This window comes from Stenotrophomonas sp. 10L48, from assembly GCF_056395105.1.
In genome coordinates this window covers 113,427-134,515 of the sequence record NZ_JBFTIX010000012.1, presented here as the reverse complement: position 1 = coordinate 134,515, position 21,089 = coordinate 113,427, and the positions used below count along the sequence as shown (strand labels likewise).

The window sequence follows — 21,089 nt, the reverse complement described above, 5'->3', positions numbered from 1 at the left end:
GCGTTATTCCTCGCTTGAAGGTGCGAGCGCCCGGCTGGGGCGGCGAACATTGGGAATGGGTCTGGAAGAAACTGCGTCCAGAAGATGCGGCACGCGAACGCGGCCGGATGTGCCGACACTATCATCGGCCCGCGGCGCCACGCAAGGGTCGCCGGATACGGTATTCAGTCAGGCGCCGGGGCGCCTGCCCGGCAGCCGTCGAAAACGGCTGCCGGAAAGCGCGGGATCAGGCCAGGGCCTTGTCCAGCAGGCCGGCCAGCTGGGCCTTGCCAACGGCACCGATCTGCTCGCCCACCTTCTCGCCGTCCTTGAAGACGACCAGGTAGGGAATCGAACGCACGTGGTACTTGGCGGCCAGGGCGCGGTTGTTGTCCACGTTGACCTTGGCGATCTTGGCGCGGCCCTGGTAGGCATCGGCCAGTTCATCCAGCGCCGGGGCGATCATCTTGCACGGGCCACACCACTCGGCCCAGAAATCGACCAGCACCGGTTCCTTGGAATTCAGTACGGCGCTATCAAAGTCGGCATCGCCGACGTGTACAACCTTGTCGCTCATCTTGGTTTCTCGTCTTGGATTGCACCCGGCCAGGCCGGAGGTGGGTGAACTGGGCCATGCCCGGTGGCGTGACCCTCGTCGTTGCCTCGCGGCGGACTGCCACGGTGCGTTCGGCGGGATGCCTGGACGCTCACGGCCGGCAGTGTACCCCTATCGCAGGGCAGGGACAGATGCTGGCTGGAACCCAGCGTATCGTGATCGATGCTGAGCCCGGTATGTGTCCGATGTCACTGTCCATGGCTGAAATGGGGGTGCTGGCGCGGTAGGCCATGGGAGCCCGCGCCGCTGTTCAAGCGCGGTACTGCGGGGTGAAGAGGTGCGTCTCCGTAAGCGGTGAGACGCCCGATTCCGGTTTGCTGGCCCGAGTGCGGTAAACTGGGGCATTGTGCGGCGCGCGGACCCGAGGGGTCCCGGCCAGCCCGACCCGCCGCAGGGGCCGCAGTTTGCGACGGAGCCCCAGACAGATTTCAGTGCCGCCGCCCGCAGGCGCGTGGCCATACCAAGACGGACACATGAGCGACAAACCGCTGACCGATTTGACTTTTTCCTCCTTTGATCTGCATCCGGCCCTGCAGGCCGGTCTTGAAGGAGCCGGATTCACCCGCTGCACGCCCATCCAGGCGCTGACCCTGCCGGTCGCGCTGCCCGGTGGCGACGTCGCCGGCCAGGCCCAGACGGGCACCGGCAAGACGCTGGCCTTCCTGGTCGCTGTCGTGAACCGCCTGCTGACCCGCCCGGCACTGGCCGATCGCAAGCCGGAAGACCCGCGCGCGCTGATCCTGGCCCCCACCCGCGAACTGGCCATCCAGATCCACAAGGATGCGGTCAAGTTCGGTTCGGACCTGGGTTTGCGTTTCGCGCTGGTCTACGGCGGCGTTGACTACGACAAGCAGCGCGAGATCCTGCAGCAGGGCGTGGACGTGATCATCGCCACCCCGGGCCGCCTGATCGACTACGTCAAGCAGCACAAGGTGGTGTCGCTGCACGCCTGCGAGATCTGCGTGCTGGACGAAGCCGACCGCATGTTCGACCTGGGCTTCATCAAGGACATCCGCTTCCTGCTGCGCCGCATGCCCGAGCGCTCCACCCGGCAGACCCTGCTGTTCAGCGCCACCCTGAGCCACCGCGTGCTCGAGCTGGCCTATGAGCACATGAACGAGCCGCAGAAGCTGGTGGTCGAAGCCGAGACCATCACCGCCGCGCGCGTGCGCCAGCGCATCTACTTCCCGGCCGACGAAGAGAAGATCCCGTTGCTGCTGGGCCTGCTGTCGCGCAGCGAAGGCGCGCGCACCATGGTCTTCGTCAACACCAAGGTGTTCGTCGAGCGCGTGGCCCGTTCGCTGGAGCGTTCCGGCTACCGCGTCGGCGTGCTGTCCGGTGACGTGCCGCAGAAGAAGCGCGAGAGCCTGCTCAACCGCTTCCAGAAGGGCCAGCTGGAAATCCTGGTGGCCACCGACGTGGCCGCCCGCGGCCTGCATATCGACGGCATCAAGTACGTCTACAACTACGACCTGCCGTTCGACGCCGAAGACTACGTGCACCGCATCGGCCGTACCGCCCGCCTGGGCGAGGAAGGCGATGCCATCAGCTTCGCCTGCGAGCGCTATGCGATGGGCCTGCCGGATATCGAGGCCTACATCGAACAGAAGATCCCGGTCGAAGCGGTCACCAGCGAGATCCTGACGTCGCTGCCGCGCCCTGAGCGTGCCGCCCCGGCACCGGGCGAGGAAGGCGACGAGAACGAAAGCGTCGGCCAGATCTTCCGCGAAGCACGCGAAGCGCGCGCCGCCGAGGAAGAGCGTCGTGGCGGCGGCCGTAGTGGCGGTCGTTCCGGCAGTGGTGCTGGCGCTGGGCGTGGTGGCCGCGATGGCGAGCGCAGCGGCGAACGCCGTCCGCGTGGCCCGCGCAAGCCGCGTGTGGAAGGTGAGCAGGTTGCTGCCGCCGCAGTCGAGGGTGCAGTGACCGCTGAAGCTGCTGCCGTGCAGGCCCCGCGTCCGCCGCGCGCTGAAGCTGCGCCGGAAGTTGCGGTGGACGGCGAGCGCAAGCCGCGCAAGCGCCGTCGTCGTCGCCACGGCCGTCCGGTCGAGGGCGCCGAAGGTGTGGCAAGCAACGCCGGCAACGGCGCCAGCCCGGTTACCCCGGTGCAGGTGGTGGCCAAGCCGGTGCGTACCAGCGCCGATGCCGGCGACTCGTTCCTGACCCGTATCGGCCGCAAGATCCGCCGGATGCTGTCCGGCAATTAAGCCGGAAGCGCCGGGCCATGCCCGGCGAGCGCAGCGGCCTCCGTCCGGGGCCGCGATGCCGGAAGGTTTTCGCCGGGCATGGCCCGGCGCTACCGATCTGTCGCGCCGGTCCTGCATAATCGGGGCATGAGTGTCCTGCGCTTCGACAATGTCAGCAAACAGTACGCCGGTGGCCACGAAGCCCTGACCGATGTCAGCTTCGAGGTCGCGCCGGGCGAAATGCTGTTCGTCACCGGTCACTCCGGGGCGGGCAAGAGCACCCTGCTCAAGTTGATCCACCTCGACGAGCGGCCCAGCCGCGGCGCGGTGATGTTCGACGAGCGCAACCTGCTGAAGGTGCGCGGCGGTGATGTGCCGCGGCATCGACGCGCGGTTGGCGCGGTCTACCAGGACCACCGCCTGCTGATGGACCGCTCCATCGCCGAGAACGTGGCCCTGCCGCTGATCCTGCGCGGTACCCGCCGTGGCGACATCAACAAGCGCGTGCGTTCGGTGCTCGAGCGCATGGGCCTTGGCCACCGCGAAAAGGCGCTGCCCTCGCAGCTGTCGGCCGGTGAGCAGCAGCGCGTCGGCATCGCCCGGGCCATCGTCGGCGAGCCCAAGCTGCTGGTGGCCGACGAGCCGACCGGCAACCTCGATCCCACCCTGGCGGCCGAGATCATGTCCCTGTTCGCCGAGCTGCCTGCGCGCGGCACCAGCGTGCTGGTGGTCAGCCATGACCTGCCGCTGCTGCGCCACATGCGCAAGCGCGTGCTGATCCTCGACCACGGCCGGCTGGTGGACGACATCTCGCCGCAGGATCTGGCGGAGTAACCATGGCCAAGAACGAAAACACCGAAGCTGCTGCGCCGTCGCGCCTGGGCGTGTGGTTCCAGCACCACGTGCACAGCGTGGTGTTCAGCCTCGGCCGTGCCTGCCGCAAGCCGTGGGCGACGCTGCTGACCGTGATGGTCATGGCGCTGGCCCTGGCGCTGCCGCTGGGCCTGTCGATCGCGCTGGACAACCTCAAGCAGTTTGCCGGCAGCGTGCAGCAGTCGCGCGACATCAATGTCTTCCTGAAGGCGGACGTCGACGGCCCGGGTGCGCTGCGCCTGGCCGGGGAGCTGCGCGACCGGCCGGACGTGGCCAGTGTCACCGTGCGCACGCCGGAGCAGGGCCTGGAGGAACTGCGCCAGGCCGGCCTCGGCGAAGCCATCGACGCACTCAACGACAACCCGTTGCCCTCGTTGCTGGTGGTCACCCCCGGCCAGGGCCAGGACGATGCACGACTGGCACGCGCGCTGGAAAGCCTGCCCGGTGCCGACCTGGTGCAGCACGACGCCCTGTGGCGGCAGCGCCTGGATGCCTGGCTCGCGTTTGGTGCGCGGCTGGTGCAGGTGCTGTCGGTGCTGCTCGGCGCCGGTGCCGCGCTGGTGGTCGGCAACACCGTGCGCCTGGACATCCAGGCCCGCCGCGAGGAAATCGGCGTGCTGCAGCTGCTCGGCGCCAGCGATGGTTTCATCCGCCGCCCGTTCCTGTACCTGGGCGCCTGGTATGGCCTGGGCGCCGGTGCGGTCGCGCTGGGCCTGATCGGCATTGCCGGTGCCGCCCTGCGCGCGCCGCTGGCCGAGCTGTCGCGCAGCTACGGCAGCCCGTTCGTGCTGCATGGCCTGGACCTGCTGCATGGCAGCCTGGTGCTGCTTGGCACCTTGTTGCTGGGCTGGCTGGGTGCATGGCTGGTGACCGGCCATTTCCTCCGCCAGACCCGCCCGACCGACACCTGAGACCGGCATGCAACCGCAAGCGCTGAAGCACCTTGAAGGGCCCGCGACGCGGGTGATGGTGGTTGACGGCTCCAAGCTGGTGCGCAAGCTGATCGCCGACGTCCTGCAGCGCGATCTGCCGGGCGTGGAGGTGATCGGCTGCGACAGCATCGAAGACGCACAGCATGCGCTGGCGCAGGGGCCGGTCGATCTGGTCACCACCTCGTTGACCCTGCGCGATGGCGACGGCCTGGCGCTGGCGCGGATGGTGCGCGAAGCGGCAGGGCAGGCCTATGTGCCGGTGATCGTGGTCTCCGGCGACGCCCAGCAGCACCTGGAGCAGCGCCGCTTCACCGAGTACGTCACCGACTACTTCGACAAATCGCTGGGCCACGAAGCCCTGGCGACCTTCGTGCGCGGCTACGTGCAGCCGCAGACCATTCCCGGCGCGACCATTCTCTACATCGAGGACAGCCGGGTGGTGGCCGAGGCGACCAAGCGCATGCTCGAGCGCCAGCAGCTCAACGTGATGCATGTGGTCAGCGCCGAAGAAGCGTTTACCCTGCTCACCGCCGAATCGCTCGGGCGCAGCCGCCATCGCATCGATCTGGTGCTGACCGATGTGACCCTGAAGGGAGAGCTGAGCGGCCGCGACGTGGTGCAGCGCGTGCGCGTGGACTTCGGCTACGGCAAGCGCCGCCTGCCGGTGCTGGTGATGACCGGCGATGGCAATCCGCACAACCAGACCGGCCTGCTCCAGGCCGGCGCCAACGATCTGGTGCTGAAGCCGATCGAAGAGCGCCTGCTGATCACCAAGGTGCTGTTCCAGCTGCGGCTGGCCCGGTTGAATGATGGACCCCTGTTGCGATGACGTGTTGCGATGATCGATGAAGTAGTGGACACCCCGGCGATCCAGCTGGAACCGAGCTGGAAACAGCGTGTGGGCGATTACCTGCTGCAGCCGCAGATGCGCGAGCTGTCCAGCTTCCTGCGGCAGCGCAAGGCCAGCGGTGCGGCGGTGTTCCCGCCTGGACCGCAGATCTTCGCCGCCTTTGATGCGACCCCGTTCGATCAGGTGAAAGTGGTCATCCTCGGCCAGGACCCGTACCACGGCCGTGGACAGGCCCATGGCCTGAGTTTCTCGGTGCAGCCGGGCGTGCCGGTGCCGCCGTCGTTGTTGAACATCTACAAGGAAATCGAGGGTGACCTCGGTATTGCCCGCCCGGACCACGGCTGCCTGATCCCGTGGGCGCAGCGCGGCGTGCTGCTGCTCAACGCGGTGCTGACGGTGGAAGAGGGCAAGGCCGGTGCGCACCAGGGGCGCGGGTGGGAAGGCTTCACCGACCATGTGGTGGACGTGTTGAACCGCGAGCGCGAGGGCCTGGTGTTCATGCTCTGGGGTGCCTACGCGCAGCAGAAGGGCAAGGTGATCGATACCGGCCGCCACCGCGTGCTGAAAGCCCCGCATCCCTCGCCGCTGTCGGCCCACCGCGGCTTCCTCGGCTGCCGTCATTTCTCGATGGCCAACGAGTACCTGCAGCGCCGCGGCCAGGCGCCGATCGACTGGTCGCTGCCGCCGCGGGCGATGCTGGCGCCATCGGGCTGAACGGCGAACAACGCTGCCCCCTGTTGAATGGGCGAAACCGCCACCCGTTCAGCTGCCTTTGACCCGGAATAGCCGCGCTTTCCGGGCTAGTGGGTTGAATTCCAAGGGATTGTGTATCCCGAAAAGCGCGCTCGCCACTGTCATCAAATCGCGTTACGGTAGGGTTCTGTTTGGGACCAGTGTTTCATCAGTGGAATGCTGGAACTTTTTCCTCCTTTAGCAGTCCAAATCCCAGACTGCTAAGATGGGTGCCTATGAGCCAGAACACCTCTACTGCCCTTGTGGCAAACAATCTGCCGATTCCCAGTGCGCTCGGTTCGCTGGACGCCTATATCGGTGCCGTGCACCAGATTCCGGTGCTGTCGGTCGATAACGAACAGGACCTGGCCCGTCGCTTCCGCGACGGCAACGATCTGGACGCTGCCCGTGAGCTGGTGCATTCGCACCTGCGCTTCGTGGTGCACGTGGCCCGCGGTTACAACGGCTACGGCCTTGCGCTGGGCGACCTGATCCAGGAAGGCAACATCGGCCTGATGAAGGCGGTCAAGCGCTTCGACCCCGACATGGGCGTGCGTCTGGTGTCCTTCGCCGTGCATTGGATCCGTGCCGAGATGCACGAGTTCATCCTGAAGAACTGGCGCATCGTGAAGGTCGCCACGACCAAGGCGCAGCGCAAGCTGTTCTTCAACCTGCGCAAGTCGAAGAAGCGCCTGGGCTGGATGAACGCGGCCGAAGTCAGTGCGGTGGCCAAGGACCTGAACGTGTCCGAGCGCGAGGTGCTGGAAATGGAATCGCGCCTGTCCGGCCGCGATATCGGTTTCGATGCCCCCACCGATGAAGACAACGACCACGCGCCGCCGTCGCCGGCTGCGTATCTGGTGGCCAATGACGAAGATCCGTCGATGGCCTACGAGCGCGAGGACAGCGAAGACAACCAGATGCAGCTGCTGCGCGAAGGCCTGGCGGAACTGGATGCGCGTTCGCGCGACATCATCCGCCGCCGTTGGCTGGATGCGGACAGCAAGGTGACGCTGCAGGAGCTGGCGGACGAGTACGGCGTATCGGCCGAGCGTATCCGCCAGGTTGAAGCGAACGCGCTGAAGAAGATGAAGGCGCTGTTCACCGCATAAGGCGGCGAAGCGTTTGAGTAATGGAAAGGCCCGGCATTGCCGGGCCTTTTTTTTCCTGCTGGATCCACGCATGGCGTGGATCTACTTCGCGATCCAGTAGATCCACGCCACGCGTGGATCAGCGCGGTCTCAGATTTCCCGCGCGATCGCCCGCCAGCCGATGTCGGTGCGGTGGAACTCGTTGTCCCAGGTCACCTTCGCCACGCCCGCGTACGCGTTCGCCTGCGCGTCGCGCACGCTGTCACCCAGTGCTGCCACGCACAGCACGCGGCCACCTGCGCTGAGCACCTGGCCCTGCGCATCCAGCGTCGTTCCTGCATGGAACACCTTGGCCGTTGCCGGCACATCATCCAGGCCGGAGATCACCTCGCCGGTGATCGGCGATTCCGGATACGGCCTGGCGGCCAGCACCACGCCGAGCGACGGGCGCGGATCCCACTGCGCGTCCACCTCGTCCAAGCGGCCATCGATCGCCGCGTCCACCAGGTCGACCAGGTCCGACTGCAGGCGCAGCATCACCGGCTGGGTTTCCGGGTCGCCGAAACGCACGTTGAACTCGATCACCTTCGGCGCGCCGCTGGCATCGATCATCAGGCCCGCGTAGAGGAAGCCGGTGAATGGGATGCCGTCGGCGATCATGCCCTGCACGGTCGGGTTCACCACCTCGCGCATCACCCGTGCATGCACTTCAGGTGTCACCACCGGAGCCGGCGAGTACGCACCCATGCCGCCGGTGTTCGGACCGGTGTCGCCGTCGCCGACGCGCTTGTGATCCTGCGAGGTGGCCATCGGCAGTGCATGCACGCCATCGACCATCGAAATGAAGCTGGCCTCCTCGCCGTCGAGGAATTCCTCGATCACCACGCGCGCGCCGGCATCGCCGAAGGCGTTGCCCGAAAGCATGTCGCGCACCGCATCTTCGGCTTCGGCGAGGGTCATCGCCACGATCACGCCCTTGCCGGCGGCCAGGCCGTCGGCCTTGACCACGATCGGCGCGCCCTTCTCGCGCAGGTAGGCCAGTGCCGCGTCCACGTCGGTGTGCACCGAATAGAACGCGGTGGGGATGTTGTGGCGTGCCAGGAAATCCTTGGCGTAGGCCTTGCTGCCTTCCAGCTGTGCGGCCGCCGCCGTCGGCCCGAAGATGCGCAGGCCGGCGGCGCGGAAGCGGTCGACCACGCCGGCCACCAGCGGCACTTCCGGGCCGACCACGGTCAGCGCCACGCCTTCGGCCTGGGCCAGGGCGAGCAGGCCATCGATGTCGGTGACCTTCACCGCCACGTTGCGGCACTTGTCTTCGTTGGCGGTGCCGGCATTGCCGGGCGCCACGAGCACTTCAGTGACACGGGAGGACTGGGCCAGCTTCCATGCCAGGGCGTGTTCGCGGCCGCCAGAGCCGATGACAAGTACGTTCATCACGAGATTCCAGATTGCGTGGGAAGGGAAGTTCCAGGTCCCCGGCGGCGCGTGTGCGTCATTCGCAGCCTTCGCGTCGCAGCGATTCGGGGAAGGAGTAGGTCCAGGACCTCGGGTCCAGGGTGAAGCGGTGCTCCTGACGCACCCGCTTGCCGCCGCAGGTGTTGCCGGATTCCTCGATCAGCAGTGGCCAGATGCGCGCACTGCGGTCGCTGTCGTCGAAACGCAGTGCGAAATCGATGCTGAAGCGGCGGGTGCGGCAGTCTTCGGCGGTATCGGGGTCGGCGGCCGCGTCGACGTTCTCGCATTCGTACTGGGCGTCGTTGTCGATGTGGCTGCGCACGTTGCCGGTGCTGGTCAGGCCTTTCGGGCCCGGCAGGACCAGGGTCTGCGAGAGCAGCGAGAAGCCCTGGCCGAACCAGCCATCCTCGACGCGGAAGCCGTAGAAATCGCTGCCGGCGCGGATGATGCTGGCGGTGCCGGGCTGGCCACCACTGCCGAAGCGCTCGCCGGTCAGTTCGCTGGTTACCCCGAAGCCATCGCCCTTGGGCTGCAGCACGAAGAACTCGATCGTTCCCGGGTCGATATGCGCGCCATCGACCAGCGCACCGCACACCGCCAGTAGTTGTTGCCAGCTGTCACCGGTCACCACCGGTTGCTCGGCGCAGACCTGCCAGTCGATCGCGCGCGTTTCATCGTCCTGGGTCCAGCTGCCGCGCCATTGGCCGGAAAGCTTGGCGTCCTTGCCGTAACGCCCGGTCAGGAAGGCCTGCAGCCGCGCGGTGCGACTGACATGCGCTGCCGGTTCGCTGGCGGCGGGCTTTGCCGCATCTGCCTGGGGGGCAGATGCGGGCTCGGCGGCCGGCTTGCAGCCGGCCAGCAGGGCCGTGCCAGCGAAGGCGAGCACGGCAAGCGGTTTCAAAGAGACTGCAGACATCCGTGTCGCTCCAGGTATCAGTGGCGGAAGTGGCGAACGCCGGTGAACACCATGGCCAGGCCATGTTCATCGGCGGCAGCGATGACTTCAGCATCGCGCATCGAACCGCCCGGCTGGATCACCGCCTTGATGCCGGCGGCGGCAGCGGCGTCGATGCCGTCGCGGAACGGGAAGAACGCATCGGAGGCCATCACCGACCCTTCGACCACCAGGTTCGCGTCGGCGGCCTTGATGCCGGCGATGCGCGCCGAGTAGACGCGGCTCATCTGGCCGGCACCCACGCCGATGGTGCTGTTGTCCTTGGCGTAGACGATCGCATTGGACTTCACGAACTTGGCGACCTTCCAGGCGAACAGCAGGTCGGTGAACTGCTTGTCGGTCGGTGCCAGCTTGCTGACCACCTTCAGTTCGTCGCGGGTCATGCCGCGGTTGTCCGACGACTGCAGCAGCAGGCCGGAGCCCACGCGCTTGTTGTCGAAGTTGTTCAGGCCGTCGCCGTGCGGGATGCGCAGCACGCGCACGTTGGCCTTCTTCTGCGCGTATTCCAGCGCGGCCGGTTCGTAGTCCGGCGCAATCAGGACTTCAACGAACTGGCGGTCCAGGATGACCTGCGCGGTGGCTGCATCGAGCGGCTTGTTGAAGGCGATGATGCCGCCGAAGGCGCTGGTCGGGTCGGTGGCGTAGGCCAGCTCGTAGGCATCGCCGTTGCCGGCGCCAACGGCCACGCCGCACGGGTTGGCATGCTTGACGATGACACAGGCCGGCGCGTCGAACTGGCGCACGCATTCCCAGGCTGCATCGGCATCGGCCAGGTTGTTGTAGCTCAGCTCCTTGCCCTGCAGCTGCTGGAAGGTGGCCAGCGTGCCCGGCACCGGATGCAGGTCGCGATAGAACGCGCCGCTCTGGTGCGGGTTTTCGCCGTAGCGCAGGTCCATCACCTTCACGAAGGTGGAATTCATCTGCGCCGGGTATTCGGCGCGCACCGGCACGGCGGCGTCGGTGGCGGTGACGGCCGACAGGTAGTTGCTGATCGCCGCGTCGTACTGGGCAACGCGGTTGAATGCGGCCACCGAGAAGGCGAAACGGGTGCCGGCCGACAGCTGGCCGTCGTTGGCATCCAGCGAGGCCAGCAGTTCGGCGTACTGCGACGGGTCGGTGGCCACCGCCACGCGGGCGAAGTTCTTGGCCGCCGAGCGCAGCATCGCCGGGCCGCCGATGTCGATGTTCTCCACCGCGTCGGCCAGGGTGCAGTCGGCCTTGGCAGTGACCGATTCGAACGGGTACAGGTTCAGCACCAGCAGGTCGATGGCACCGATGCCGTGTTCGGCCATCACCGCGTCGTCCAGGCCGGAGCGGCCCAGCAGGCCGCCATGCACCATGGGATGCAGGGTCTTGACCCGGCCATCCATCATTTCCGGGAAGCCGGTGACCTCGGCGACATCCTTCACGGCCAGGCCCGCATCGCGGATCGCCTTGGCGGTACCGCCGGTGGACAGCAGCTCCACGCCGCGTGCAGCCAGCGCGGTGGCCAGCTCGACCAGGCCGGTCTTGTCGGAAACGGAGAGGAGGGCCCGGCGGACGGGCAACAGATCAGCAGTCATGGGGACAGGGCAATCGGCAGCGGAGCGGGGCCGATATTGTAGGCGGTGGGGGCCGGTGGCGGGCGCTGGTGGGGGAAATTGGCCGGTGCAGACTCCCTTCCTGATTCGCTCGACAGCACCTGCATGGGCCGGCATTGGGCGCAATTCGATACGTGGCGCTGTCGCAATCAGGTAGGCTGTGCCCGCACTGCCAAGGATTAGCGGGTTCAGATCGTGTCGATCTATGCATTGAAAGGACGTTTCCAGGACCTGCTGCGTCCGGCCGTACACGGCCTGTACCGCATGGGGATCACCGCCAACACGGTGACCGTGGCTGCGGCCGTGGTCTCGCTGCTGGTGGCCGCTGCGGTGTGGTGCTGCGCTCCCACCCAGCCGCTGCTGTATCTGGCCCTGCCGCTGTGGATGCTGCTGCGCATGGCCCTCAACGCCGTCGACGGCATGCTGGCCCGCGAATTCGGCCAGCAATCGCGGCTGGGCGCCTATCTGAACGAGTTGTGCGATGTGATCGCCGACGCGGCGCTGTACCTGAGCCTGCTCAGCGTACCGGGCGTGCGCCCCGAGGCACTGTGGCTGCTGGCCTGGGCCGCCGCGCTGAGCGAGTACGCCGGCGTGCTGGGCCTGATGGTCGGCGCCAGCCGCCGCTATGACGGCCCGATGGGCAAGAGCGACCGTGCGTTCGTGATCGGCGTGCTGGGCCTGCTGCTGGCGTTTGGCTGGGCAGGCGCGACCGTGGTCAGCGCGGTCGCCGCACTGGCCGCACTGCTGTGTGGGGTGACGGTGGTCCGTCGCGTACGCCAGGGATTGAAGGAAGCCGCGGCGATATCGCCGCGGTAAGCACAACACGATTACACGCCCTATCCATACGGAGATTGCATGCGTCAGGCGCAGGAACGGGAATTCCACAGCTTCGACCAGGTACCGCTGTTCTACCGGTACTGGCCGAGCACCACGGCAACCACGCCGGCCAAGGCCATCGTGCTGCTGCATCGCGGCCATGAACACTCCGGCCGGGTCACCCATCTGGTCGACGAGCTGGACCTGCCCGACACCGCGTTCTTCGCGTGGGATGCGCGCGGCAATGGTCGCTCGCCCGGCACGCGCGGCGACGCACCGGGCTTCCCGGCGCTGGTGCGCGACCTGGACAGCTTCATCGCCCACATCAGTGCCGAGCATGGCATCGCGGTGGAGGACATCGTGGTGATCGCGCAGAGCGTGGGCGCGGTGGTTGCCGCCACCTGGGTGCATGACTATGCGCCGCGGCTGCGCGCGCTGGTGATGGCTTCGCCGGCATTCAAGGTGAAGCTGTACGTGCCGTTCGCACGCGCTGGACTGGCGCTGATGCAGAAACTGCGCGGCAACTTCTTCGTCAACAGCTACGTCAAGCCGCAGTGGCTGACCCACGACCCGGCACGGGTGGAAAGCTACCGCACCGATCCGCTGATCACCCGGCCGATCTCGGTGCGCGTGCTGCTGGGCCTGTACGAAGCGGCCGACCGCATCGTGGCCGACGCGCAGGCGATCAGCGTGCCGGTACAGTTGCTGGTATCGGGCTCGGACTTCGTGGTGCATCGCGGCCCGCAGGACCGCTTCTACGAACGCCTGTCCAGCCCGATCAAGGAGCGCGTGCACCTGCCGGGCTTCTTCCACGACACCCTCGGCGAGCGTGACCGTGCACCGGCGCTGGCGCGTATCCGCAGCTTCATCCAGGCACGCTTTGCCGAACCGCTGCAGGAGCTGTCGCGGCGCGATGCGCATCGGCATGGCCCGACCTTCGAGGAATCGGAGATCCTGTCGTGGCCACCGGAGCGCAACAGCCTGGCCGACCTGCGTTGGCGCGTGGTGCGCGGTGGCCTGCGTTTCGGCGGCACGCTGTCGGAGGGCATCGCGCTGGGCCTGCAGACCGGTTTCGACTCGGGCAGCACGCTGGACTACATCTACCGTGATGAGGCGCGGGGCAAGGGCCCGCTGGGCCGGATGGTCGACCGCAACTATCTGGATGCGATCGGTTGGCGCGGCATCCGCGTGCGCGGCAAGCACCTGCAGGAACTGCTGCGCGATGCCGCCCAGCGACTGCGCGGGCAGGGCGCGCCGGTGCGCGTGCTGGACGTGGCGGCCGGCCATGGCCGTTACGTGCTGGAAGCACTCGGCCAGGGCGAACAGCGTGCCGACCGCATCGTGCTGCGCGATTTCAGCGAGCTGAACGTAACGCAGGGCAAGACCTTGATCGAGCGCCTCGGCGCGGCCGACATCGCCCGCTTCGAACAGGGCGATGCGTTCGATCCGGCGCAGCTGGCAGCGGTGGAACCGGCGCCGACGCTGGCGGTGGTGTCCGGCCTGTACGAACTGTTCCCGGACAACGATGCGGTGCTGCGTTCGCTGCAGGGCATCGCTGCGACGGTGCCGGTGGGCGGTTACCTGGCCTATACCGGGCAGCCGTGGCATCCGCAGCTGGAGTTCATCGCGCGTGCGTTGACCAGCCATCGTGGTGGCGCGGCGTGGGTGATGCGCCGCCGTACCCAGCACGAGATGGACGAACTGGTGCGCCTGGCCGGCTTCCAGAAGGTGGCCCAGCGCATCGATGACTTCGGCATCTTCACCGTATCGCTGGCACGACGGATCGCGTGATGGCGACGCTGGCGGCAACCGCATCATCCAGCGAGGCGCGCCCCTGGCGGCGCGCCCTGCTGTGGCTGGCCCTGCTCGGTCCGTTCTTCTTCGCCAGCTATGGCTTCGCCAACTGGATGGCCGGCCGCCATGCCCAGCTGCCGGTGATGGCATTTGCCTGGGAGGCGCGGATTCCGTTCGTGCCGTGGACGATAGTGCCGTACTGGTCGATCGACCTGTTCTATGCGATCTCGTTCTTCCTGTGCCGGCGCCGGCTGGAGCTGGACCGGCACGCGCTGCGCCTGCTCAGCGCGCAGGTGATCGCGGTGGCGTGCTTCCTGTTGTGGCCGTTGCGCTTCAGCTTCGAACGGCCGGAAATCGGCGGTGTGTTCGGCTGGTTGTTCGACGTGCTGCTGGGCTTCGACAAGCCATTCAACCAGGCGCCGTCGCTGCATATCGTGCTGCTGATCGTGCTGTGGGTGAAGTTCGCGCAGTACCTGCACGGGGTCTGGCGGCTGGTGCTGCATGTGTGGGCGCTGCTGATCGGCATTTCGGTGCTGACCACGTTCCAGCATCACTTCATCGACATTCCCACCGGGCTGCTGGCCGGCTGGTTGTGCGTGTGGCTGTGGCCAGAGCAGGGCACGCCGCCGTTGCGTGCCTGGCAGGCTGCAGGTGACCCGAAGCGTTGGCGGCTGGCCGCGTTGTATGTGTTGGGTGCCGGCCTGCTGCTGGTGCCGGTGGTGATGCTGCGCGGCACCGCATTGTGGCTGCTGTGGCCCGTGGTGTCGTTGCTGCTGGTGTCGCTGGCCTATGCCGGGCTGGGCACGGCGGTGTTCCAGAAGCGCGCCGATGGCCGGTTGACGATGGCCGCGCGCTGGCTGCTGGCACCGTACCTGGGTGCGGCGTGGATCAACTCGCGGTTGTGGACGCGCCGCGCGCCGCAGCCGGTGCCGGTCGTCGACGCTGTCTGGCTGGGGCGCCTGCCAGGTACCGCACTGCCGGCACCGCTGGTGGGCGTGGTCGACACCTGTGCGGAGCTGTCCTGCCGCGCGCCGGGAGCAGCGTACGCCAGCGTGCCGATGCTGGACCTGGTGGTGCCTTCAGCGGCGCAGCTGCGCGCCGCGGCAGATGCCATTGAACGCCTGCGCGGGCATGGCCCCGTCCTGGTCTGCTGTGCGCTGGGGTACTCACGTAGCGCGGCCAGCGTGGCGACCTGGTTGCTGCGCACCGGCCGTGCGCGCGATGTGGCCGACGCGGTGTCGATCGTGCGTGGCGCGCGGCCGTCGATCGTGCTGCACGACGTTCATCTACAGGTGATCGCGGCCGCTGCCGCGCAGGAGACCATTGCATGAGCGCCGTGCCCGATCTGCCGATGATGCATCTGCTGCTGCGGCGGGGGCGATTGCCTGCCGCGTTGTCGCTGGGCCTGCTGCTGGTGGCCCTGTTGTTGCTGGGCATCGAGCCTGGGCTGGCGATGTTCGCCGCTGGCCTGCTGCTGCTGAGCCTGGTTGCAGGTGTTGTGCAGGCGTACTACGCGGTGCGGGTGCAGTTGGACGCCAGCCTGCTGCAGCTGCTGCAGCAGGAGGGCCTGCAGGGTGAAGACGCAGCACAACGCGTGGACCAGGCGCTGCACACCGCTGGCCTGCGCAGGCTGGACGCAGCGGCGCCGACGCGTGGCTGGGATGCGCGCTGGACCGGCATGCGGCGTCTGCTGATGCGCCAGTACGCCGCCACGCTGCTGCAGTTCGCTGCCCTGCTGCTGGCCGTGCTGTGGCCGCAGACCTGACCGGAGGTGCCGATGTTTGCTGAACTGATCGCCCGCGCCTGCAGCGCGGCCATCCATGTAGTGACCGGCGCACGCGCGCTGTGGGTTGGCTGCGCGCCGTCCAGCGAGCACCGCGTCTACTACGGCAACCATGCCAGTCATGGTGATTTCGTGCTGATCTGGTCGTCGATGCCGCCGGCGCTGCGGCGCCAGGTGCGGCCGGTCGCCGCCGCCGAGTACTGGCAGCGCGACGGTCTGCGTCGTTATCTGATCGACGCGGTATTCAATGGCGTGCTGGTGGAGCGCGAGGCCGGCAACCGCCATCAGGATCCGCTGCAGGTGCTGCGTGATGCGGTGGATGAGGGCTGTTCGTTGATCCTGTTTCCGGAAGGCACGCGCAACATCGGTGATGAGCCGCTGCTGCCGTTCAAGAGCGGCATCTACCACCTGGCCCGGCAACGCCCGGAGCTGGAGTTCGTGCCGGTGTGGATCGACAACCTCAAGCGTGTGATGCCGAAAGGGCGTTTCCTGCCGCTGCCGTTGCTGTGCACGGCAACCTTCGGTACGCCGCTGCGGCTGCAGGCCGATGAGGACAAGGCCGCGTTCCTGGCACGCAGCCGGCAGGCGCTGCTGGCCCTTGCCCCGAACGGAGGCCGTGCATGAGCTTCATGATCGATGTGTCCGGTGATCTTGCCGCACGCAGCGTGGGCCAGCAGACAGGGCTGCTGTTCGCGGGCGTAGGCGCCGTGCTGGTGCTGGCCACGCTGGTGTCCGAAACCCTGCGCTGGCGCCAGCGTGGACAGCCCAGCGCGGTGATCGCCAACCTGGTCTCGCGCATCCGCGCGTGGTGGGTGATGGCCATCGTGGTCGGGCTGGCGCTGTTCTTCGGGCGCGCCGGAGTGATCGTGCTGTTCGCCATCATCTCGCTGTTCGCACTGCGCGAATTCATCACCCTGGCGCCAACACGATCAGGTGACTACTACGCGTTGCTGGCCGCGTTCTACATCGTGCTGCCGTGGCAGTACTACCTGGTGTGGATCGACTGGTATGGCATGTACACGCTGTTGATCCCGGTGTACGCGTTCCTGTTCCTGCCGATCCTGGCCACCATCGGTGGTGACACCACCCACTACCTGGAGCGCACGTCGAAGGTGCAGTGGGGCTTGATGATCTGCGTGTTCTGCATCTCGCACGTGCCGCTGCTGCTGAACCTGCGCGTGCCGGGCTACGATCCGGCGCGCAACGTGCTGCTGTTCGCCTTCCTGGTGATCGTGGTGCAGTCGTCGGACGTGCTGCAGTACATCTGGGGCAAGCTGCTGGGCAAGCACCTGATCGCGCCGAAGCTGTCGCCGTCGAAGACGGTGGAAGGCTTCGTCGGCGGCGTGCTCTGTGCCAGCGCGTTGGGCGCCGCGCTCTGGTGGATCACCCCGTTCACGCCGCTGCAGGCGTTCGGCCTGTCGCTGCTGATCAACCTGATGGGGTTCTGGGGCGGCCTGGTGATGTCGGCGATCAAGCGCGACCGCGGCATCAAGGACTGGGGCAACATGATCGAGGGCCATGGCGGCATGCTCGATCGGCTGGATTCAGTGTGCTTCGCCGCCCCGGTGTTCTTCCACGTGGTGCGTTACTACTGGAAGGCGGGAGGTGGCGGTTGAGCTGCGGGGGAGATTCATCCACGCATGGCGTGGATCTACCGGAGCCGGTAGTGCCGGCCGCTGGCCGGCAACCCCATGAATGATGACAGTGTGTTGCGGTTGCCGGCCAGCGGCCGGCACTACCCATGCTGCGCTTACGCGCTGATGCCGTATTCCTTCAGCTTCTTGCGCAGGGTGGCGCGGTGGATGCCCAGCATCGCGGCCGCGCGGCTCTGGTTGCCTTCGCAGTGGTTGAGCACTTCCACGAACAGTGGAATCTCCATCTCGCGCAGTACGATCTCGTAGACATCGTCCGCATCGCAGCCATCGAGGTCGCGCAGGTAACGGCGCACGGACTGGGCCACATGTTCGCGCAGCGGTGGCCGGGCAGCGCCACGACTGTTGTCAGGACGAGAAAGGACAGCGTTCAAGGGGGTTCCCGATCTGGTTGGTCCATGCACGCGGGGCGCCGGACCGGATGAGGTGATGGCGGTCAGTCTAGCGCGAGCGTGCCCGACCTGCCACGGCCGGACGGTCAGGCCCAGGTCAAAGGAACTCGAAGGTGAATGCGACCGTGGATGCGGCAGGCTCCTGCACGCGGAAGGCGATGCGTGCGCTTTGGCCCGGTTCCAGAGGGGCCGCCCCCGGGTTTTCGCCGAGGTACTGCGCTGGTGCGAACACGCCGGTGCCGATCACACGACCATCGGCATCGGACAGCGACAGGCGCAGGTCCGGCCATGCCTGCGGCCAGCGCGCGTCGTTGCGGATGCTGGCCTGGATCTGCAGCACGCCGGGCTGGGCCGGCAACGGGCGGATTTCACGGCTGGTCATGGTCAATGCAGTGGGCTCGCGCCAGGCGGGCAGCTCGCAGCGCAGCACGCTGCACAGCGCACCGATCCACGGCCGGGTACCGGCATCGGCGGCCAGCCGTGCACGATCGGCAAGCACGCTCTGCAGCAACAGCAGCAGCGCCAGCGCGGCCACCAGCAGCCAATGCCAGCGCGGGGTGGGCAGCGCCCGCGGGCGTACGCCGAGGAAGCTGGGCGCATCGGCGGCGGTGGCAACGATGCCGGGTTTGGCGGTGAAGTCGGGCTCGATGATTGGATCAGCGGCGGCCAGCGGTTCTGTTTCGGTTGCCGCCACGATGTCCGTTGCCGGGTCGATGTCCTCGATCACCGGCGTTGCATCGGTCGGCACCGGTCCGCGCGGTTCGGTGGCTTCAGGCGTGGCATCGCGTCCCGGCGCGGCGCGCAGGAACGTGGCCAGGGGACGGCGCGGTGGGTTCGGCTCGGACATGCTCAGGGCGCGGGCTCGGATCCAGCGGTCATTCAACCACGATCAGGCGCGGCGTACGCCGGTGATGCGCATCCAGTCGCCATCCTGGGTGGCCTGCAGGTCGTCGAACCAGGCCGCATAGCGTTGCAGCAGTTCGTCTTCCTGGCCATGCAGGATGCCCGACAGGGCGATGCGACCACCGCTGGCGACACGGGCGGCCAGCAGTTCGGCCAGTGCATCCAGCGCGGAGGCCAGGATGTTGGCGACCACGATCGGGTAGGTGGCGACCGGTTCGTCCTGCGGCAGGTACACCTGCATGCGTGCCTGTTCGCCGTTGCGCTCGGCATTGTCGGCGGTGGCGATCAACGCCTGCGGGTCGTTGTCCACGCCAATGGCCTGGGCGGCACCGAGCTTCAGTGCGGCCAGGGCGAGGATGCCCGAGCCACAGCCGAAGTCGAGCACGCGCTGGCCCTGCAGCTGGCCATCAATGGCCAGCTGGTCCAGCCAGCGCAGGCACAGCGCGGTGGTCGGGTGGGTGCCCGAGCCGAAGGCCAGGCCCGGGTCGAGGCGCACGATGGCGGCGTCGGCGGCCTGCGCGGCTTCCGGCAGCTCGTGGTTCCACGGCACGATCCAGGTACGGCTGCCGAAGTCCATCGGCTGGAACTGGTCCAGCCACGCGCGCTCCCAGTCTTCGTCTTCCACGGCGCGGAAGCTGCCGTTGCTCCAGTCCAGCTCCGGGTCGAAGGCTTCCAGCGCGGCCAGCAGCAGCAAGGCATTGCTGTCGGCCGGGAACAGCGCGCTGAGCACCAGGGTGTCCCACAGCGGGGTCTCGCCCACGCCGGGTTCGAGGATGGCCTGTTCGTTGCTGGTGTCGGCTTCGGCATCAAGCAGGGTCACCGCCAGCGCGCCCACATCCTCCAGCGCATTCTCATAACGGGGCTGGGTGGCTTCGGTACAACGCAGGGTCAGTTCCAGGAACGGCATGGCGGTGAGGGCAATCGCGGGAAAGGGGGCCATGCTAGACCATCAGGGCGTCTCCGTATGCCTTGAGATGAACGAAGCCGATTCAGACAGGCCTCACGGGCCTTGCTAAACTCGGCGCTTTCCTGTGCGCCGTACCACCGAACGTTGCCGATGGCTTTCGCCCCGACCCTGAAAACCTGGTTGCTCGTCCTGCCGGCCGTGGCCGTGCTGGGCGTGGCCGGTTATCGGGCCAATGGGCACAGCCGGGACATGGACGCGCGCGTCGACGCGCCGCTGGCTGCCCCGGCCGGCGATGTGCAGGGGGCGTTGGCACCGGTGATGCCGGAAGCCCTGGCACGCCGCCTCGCTGCGTTCGAACCCGGCACCGCGCTGCCTTCGGGCCTGCCGCTGGATATCCGCGCCGACATCGAAAGTGCCACCGATCTGTACGCCTACGCGCAGCGCCTGCGCGTGCAGGCCGACCGGGGCAACCATGAGGCGCGCTGGATGCTCAGCCGGGTCTATGACTACTGCGCGCAGTACGCCGTTGATCCGGGTGGCTACCGCCTGGACAACAACGTGCTGTCCGGCCTTGGCCTGAGTGCTGCACCGGAGATGGTGGAGGCGCGCGAACGGGTGGCGCAGCGCTGCGGTGGCTTCGTGCCCGGCGACAAGCTGGGGCCGGCACTGGTGCTCGGTGAGCGTCGTCGTGCGGCCCAGCAGGGCAACCTCGCTGCCGAAGCGGCGCTGTTTGCCGAAGGTGAGCCACTGCAGGACAGCGAGCAGTACCGCCGCGACCTGGTTGAACGCGTACGTACCTCGCGCGATCCGGAGGCCTATATGGCCATCGCGCCGGGCATGGGGTTGCGCGCGGCCGGCGACAAGGCGCTCGTCGGCATGGTCGCCGGTGAACAGCTCAGTGAACTGGCATGGCGGGTTGCGGCCTGCGAACTCGGTCTTCCCTGTGGAGCCGACAGCGTGCTGGTCAACAGTTTTTGTGCGAATGGAGGGATCTGTTCGCCGGATGGAACGCAGGACTTCCGTGAATTTGTGTATGACGCCGCGGTTTCGCGGCAAGGTGCGGGGAAAATGAAGGAATGGATCAAGCGATTGATTGGAACGAGGGACGGGCGATGAACTACCGTCGATTCCTGCATGGGGCCAAGTTCTGGTTCTGGGTGGTGTTGTTCGTGGCCTATTCGGCCGGTGCGGTAGGCCTGCTGATGATCGACACCTACGAGGACCGCTACCGGCGTCTATCGAAGGTGGAGCTGACCTCGGTGAAGACACAGGAAGACGTGCGTCGTGCCGGTGCCAGCCAGGTTGCCGCCGTTTACCGTGCGCAGAGCGGCGTGCCGTTCTCGTCGTTGCCGGCCGGCAGCACCTTCCAGGTGGTGTGGCCCGATGGGTCCAGCGAGACCATGGTGATCGTCGATCCGACCTCGCCGAACGGCGTGCGTCCTCTGGCGAACTCGCAGATTCCGGCGACCGCGGCCGACGCGCGCTGACGCCACGCCGGTAGCGCCGGGCCATGCCCGGCGGGTGGGCGGTGGCGATGGAAGGCCGCCGGGCATGGCCCGGCGCTACCGTAAAAACGCAAAAAGGGCGGGGAAATCC

21 protein-coding genes are annotated in these 21,089 nt (G+C 67.4%); 14 read left to right on the top strand and 7 right to left on the bottom strand.

Annotated elements, in window-relative coordinates; all coding sequences use genetic code 11:
* Positions 1-226 precede the first annotated feature (226 nt).
* On the bottom strand, positions 227-556 hold the full coding sequence (gene trxA / locus AC1DCU_RS18200; protein WP_025878607.1) for a thioredoxin: 330 nt from the start codon (positions 554-556) through the stop codon (positions 227-229).
* 512 nt (positions 557-1,068) lie between these two features.
* On the opposite strand from trxA, the gene rhlB reads away from it, so the two are divergent.
* From rhlB to rpoH, 6 genes are all read left to right on the top strand, one after another.
* Positions 1,069-2,799, top strand: a complete 1,731-nt coding sequence (gene rhlB, locus AC1DCU_RS18195) for an ATP-dependent RNA helicase RhlB (RefSeq protein WP_442251962.1) — start codon at positions 1,069-1,071, stop codon at positions 2,797-2,799.
* A 126-nt stretch (positions 2,800-2,925) separates the two neighbouring features.
* Entirely contained in the window at positions 2,926-3,612 is a 687-nt protein-coding gene (gene ftsE / locus AC1DCU_RS18190) for a cell division ATP-binding protein FtsE (protein WP_025878609.1), read from the top strand.
* A gap of 2 nt (positions 3,613-3,614) precedes the next feature.
* Positions 3,615-4,562 carry a permease-like cell division protein FtsX gene (gene ftsX, locus AC1DCU_RS18185; RefSeq protein ID WP_025878610.1) on the top strand — a complete coding sequence of 316 codons (948 nt, stop codon included), beginning with the start codon at positions 3,615-3,617 and terminating at the stop codon, positions 4,560-4,562.
* Positions 4,563-4,569: 7 nt separating this feature from the next.
* Positions 4,570-5,412: a response regulator gene (locus AC1DCU_RS18180; protein WP_025878611.1), complete on the top strand. Its 843-nt coding sequence runs from the start codon at positions 4,570-4,572 to the stop codon at positions 5,410-5,412.
* A gap of 9 nt (positions 5,413-5,421) precedes the next feature.
* Entirely contained in the window at positions 5,422-6,147 is a 726-nt protein-coding gene (gene ung / locus AC1DCU_RS18175; RefSeq protein ID WP_032976433.1) for a uracil-DNA glycosylase, read from the top strand.
* Between the two features lie 254 nt (positions 6,148-6,401).
* Positions 6,402-7,277 carry an RNA polymerase sigma factor RpoH gene (gene rpoH, locus AC1DCU_RS18170; protein ID WP_025878613.1) on the top strand — a complete coding sequence of 292 codons (876 nt, stop codon included), beginning with the start codon at positions 6,402-6,404 and terminating at the stop codon, positions 7,275-7,277.
* A gap of 129 nt (positions 7,278-7,406) precedes the next feature.
* Here rpoH and purD read toward each other — a convergent pair whose 3' ends face one another.
* From purD to purH, 3 genes are read right to left on the bottom strand one after another with little or no spacing between them, the layout of a single operon-like run.
* Complete coding sequence (gene purD / locus AC1DCU_RS18165; RefSeq protein ID WP_032976434.1) at positions 7,407-8,690, bottom strand: phosphoribosylamine--glycine ligase; 1,284 nt, start codon at positions 8,688-8,690, stop codon at positions 7,407-7,409.
* 58 nt (positions 8,691-8,748) lie between these two features.
* Positions 8,749-9,627 carry a hypothetical protein gene (locus AC1DCU_RS18160; RefSeq protein ID WP_282279438.1) on the bottom strand — a complete coding sequence of 293 codons (879 nt, stop codon included), beginning with the start codon at positions 9,625-9,627 and terminating at the stop codon, positions 8,749-8,751.
* A 17-nt stretch (positions 9,628-9,644) separates the two neighbouring features.
* A complete protein-coding gene (purH, locus tag AC1DCU_RS18155; RefSeq protein ID WP_442251964.1) occupies positions 9,645-11,228 on the bottom strand; it encodes a bifunctional phosphoribosylaminoimidazolecarboxamide formyltransferase/IMP cyclohydrolase in 1,584 nt (527 codons plus the stop codon).
* Positions 11,229-11,441: 213 nt separating this feature from the next.
* On the opposite strand from purH, the gene AC1DCU_RS18150 reads away from it, so the two are divergent.
* Genes AC1DCU_RS18150 through AC1DCU_RS18125 form a run of 6 tightly spaced genes read left to right on the top strand, consistent with a single transcriptional unit; the run spans position 11,442 to position 17,255 of the window.
* A complete protein-coding gene (locus AC1DCU_RS18150) occupies positions 11,442-12,062 on the top strand; it encodes a CDP-alcohol phosphatidyltransferase family protein (RefSeq protein WP_025878617.1) in 621 nt (206 codons plus the stop codon).
* Between the two features lie 39 nt (positions 12,063-12,101).
* Positions 12,102-13,853, top strand: a complete 1,752-nt coding sequence (locus AC1DCU_RS18145) for a class I SAM-dependent methyltransferase family protein (RefSeq protein WP_312964608.1) — start codon at positions 12,102-12,104, stop codon at positions 13,851-13,853.
* Positions 13,853-15,187, top strand: a complete 1,335-nt coding sequence (locus AC1DCU_RS18140; RefSeq protein WP_032976438.1) for a phosphatase PAP2/dual specificity phosphatase family protein — start codon at positions 13,853-13,855, stop codon at positions 15,185-15,187. Before AC1DCU_RS18145 ends, AC1DCU_RS18140 begins: the two co-directional genes overlap by 1 nt.
* A complete protein-coding gene (locus AC1DCU_RS18135) occupies positions 15,184-15,621 on the top strand; it encodes a hypothetical protein (RefSeq protein WP_442251966.1) in 438 nt (145 codons plus the stop codon). Before AC1DCU_RS18140 ends, AC1DCU_RS18135 begins: the two co-directional genes overlap by 4 nt.
* Positions 15,622-15,633: 12 nt before the next feature.
* Positions 15,634-16,263 (top strand): lysophospholipid acyltransferase family protein, encoded by a 630-nt coding sequence (locus tag AC1DCU_RS18130; RefSeq protein ID WP_025878621.1) that lies wholly within the window; start codon positions 15,634-15,636, stop codon positions 16,261-16,263.
* Positions 16,260-17,255, top strand: a complete 996-nt coding sequence (locus AC1DCU_RS18125) for a phosphatidate cytidylyltransferase (protein ID WP_025878622.1) — start codon at positions 16,260-16,262, stop codon at positions 17,253-17,255. The genes AC1DCU_RS18130 and AC1DCU_RS18125 overlap by 4 nt, the downstream gene beginning before the upstream one ends.
* Positions 17,256-17,389: 134 nt before the next feature.
* Here the strand turns inward: AC1DCU_RS18125 and fis are convergent, their stop codons facing one another.
* The 3 genes from fis to prmA form a co-directional block, all read right to left on the bottom strand.
* Positions 17,390-17,665: a DNA-binding transcriptional regulator Fis gene (gene fis, locus AC1DCU_RS18120; protein WP_006397198.1), complete on the bottom strand. Its 276-nt coding sequence runs from the start codon at positions 17,663-17,665 to the stop codon at positions 17,390-17,392.
* A 115-nt stretch (positions 17,666-17,780) separates the two neighbouring features.
* Complete coding sequence (locus AC1DCU_RS18115; protein ID WP_442252202.1) at positions 17,781-18,530, bottom strand: DUF3426 domain-containing protein; 750 nt, start codon at positions 18,528-18,530, stop codon at positions 17,781-17,783.
* A gap of 42 nt (positions 18,531-18,572) precedes the next feature.
* On the bottom strand, positions 18,573-19,493 hold the full coding sequence (gene prmA / locus AC1DCU_RS18110) for a 50S ribosomal protein L11 methyltransferase (protein WP_032976482.1): 921 nt from the start codon (positions 19,491-19,493) through the stop codon (positions 18,573-18,575).
* Between the two features lie 150 nt (positions 19,494-19,643).
* Here prmA and AC1DCU_RS18105 point away from each other — a divergent pair, with 150 nt between their 5' ends.
* The gene (locus AC1DCU_RS18105; RefSeq protein ID WP_282279434.1) at positions 19,644-20,609 is read left to right on the top strand and encodes a hypothetical protein; all 966 of its coding nucleotides are present in this window, start codon (positions 19,644-19,646) and stop codon (positions 20,607-20,609) included.
* A complete protein-coding gene (locus tag AC1DCU_RS18100; protein WP_025878626.1) occupies positions 20,606-20,980 on the top strand; it encodes a hypothetical protein in 375 nt (124 codons plus the stop codon). Before AC1DCU_RS18105 ends, AC1DCU_RS18100 begins: the two co-directional genes overlap by 4 nt.
* The last annotated feature ends 109 nt before the right edge of the window (positions 20,981-21,089 follow it).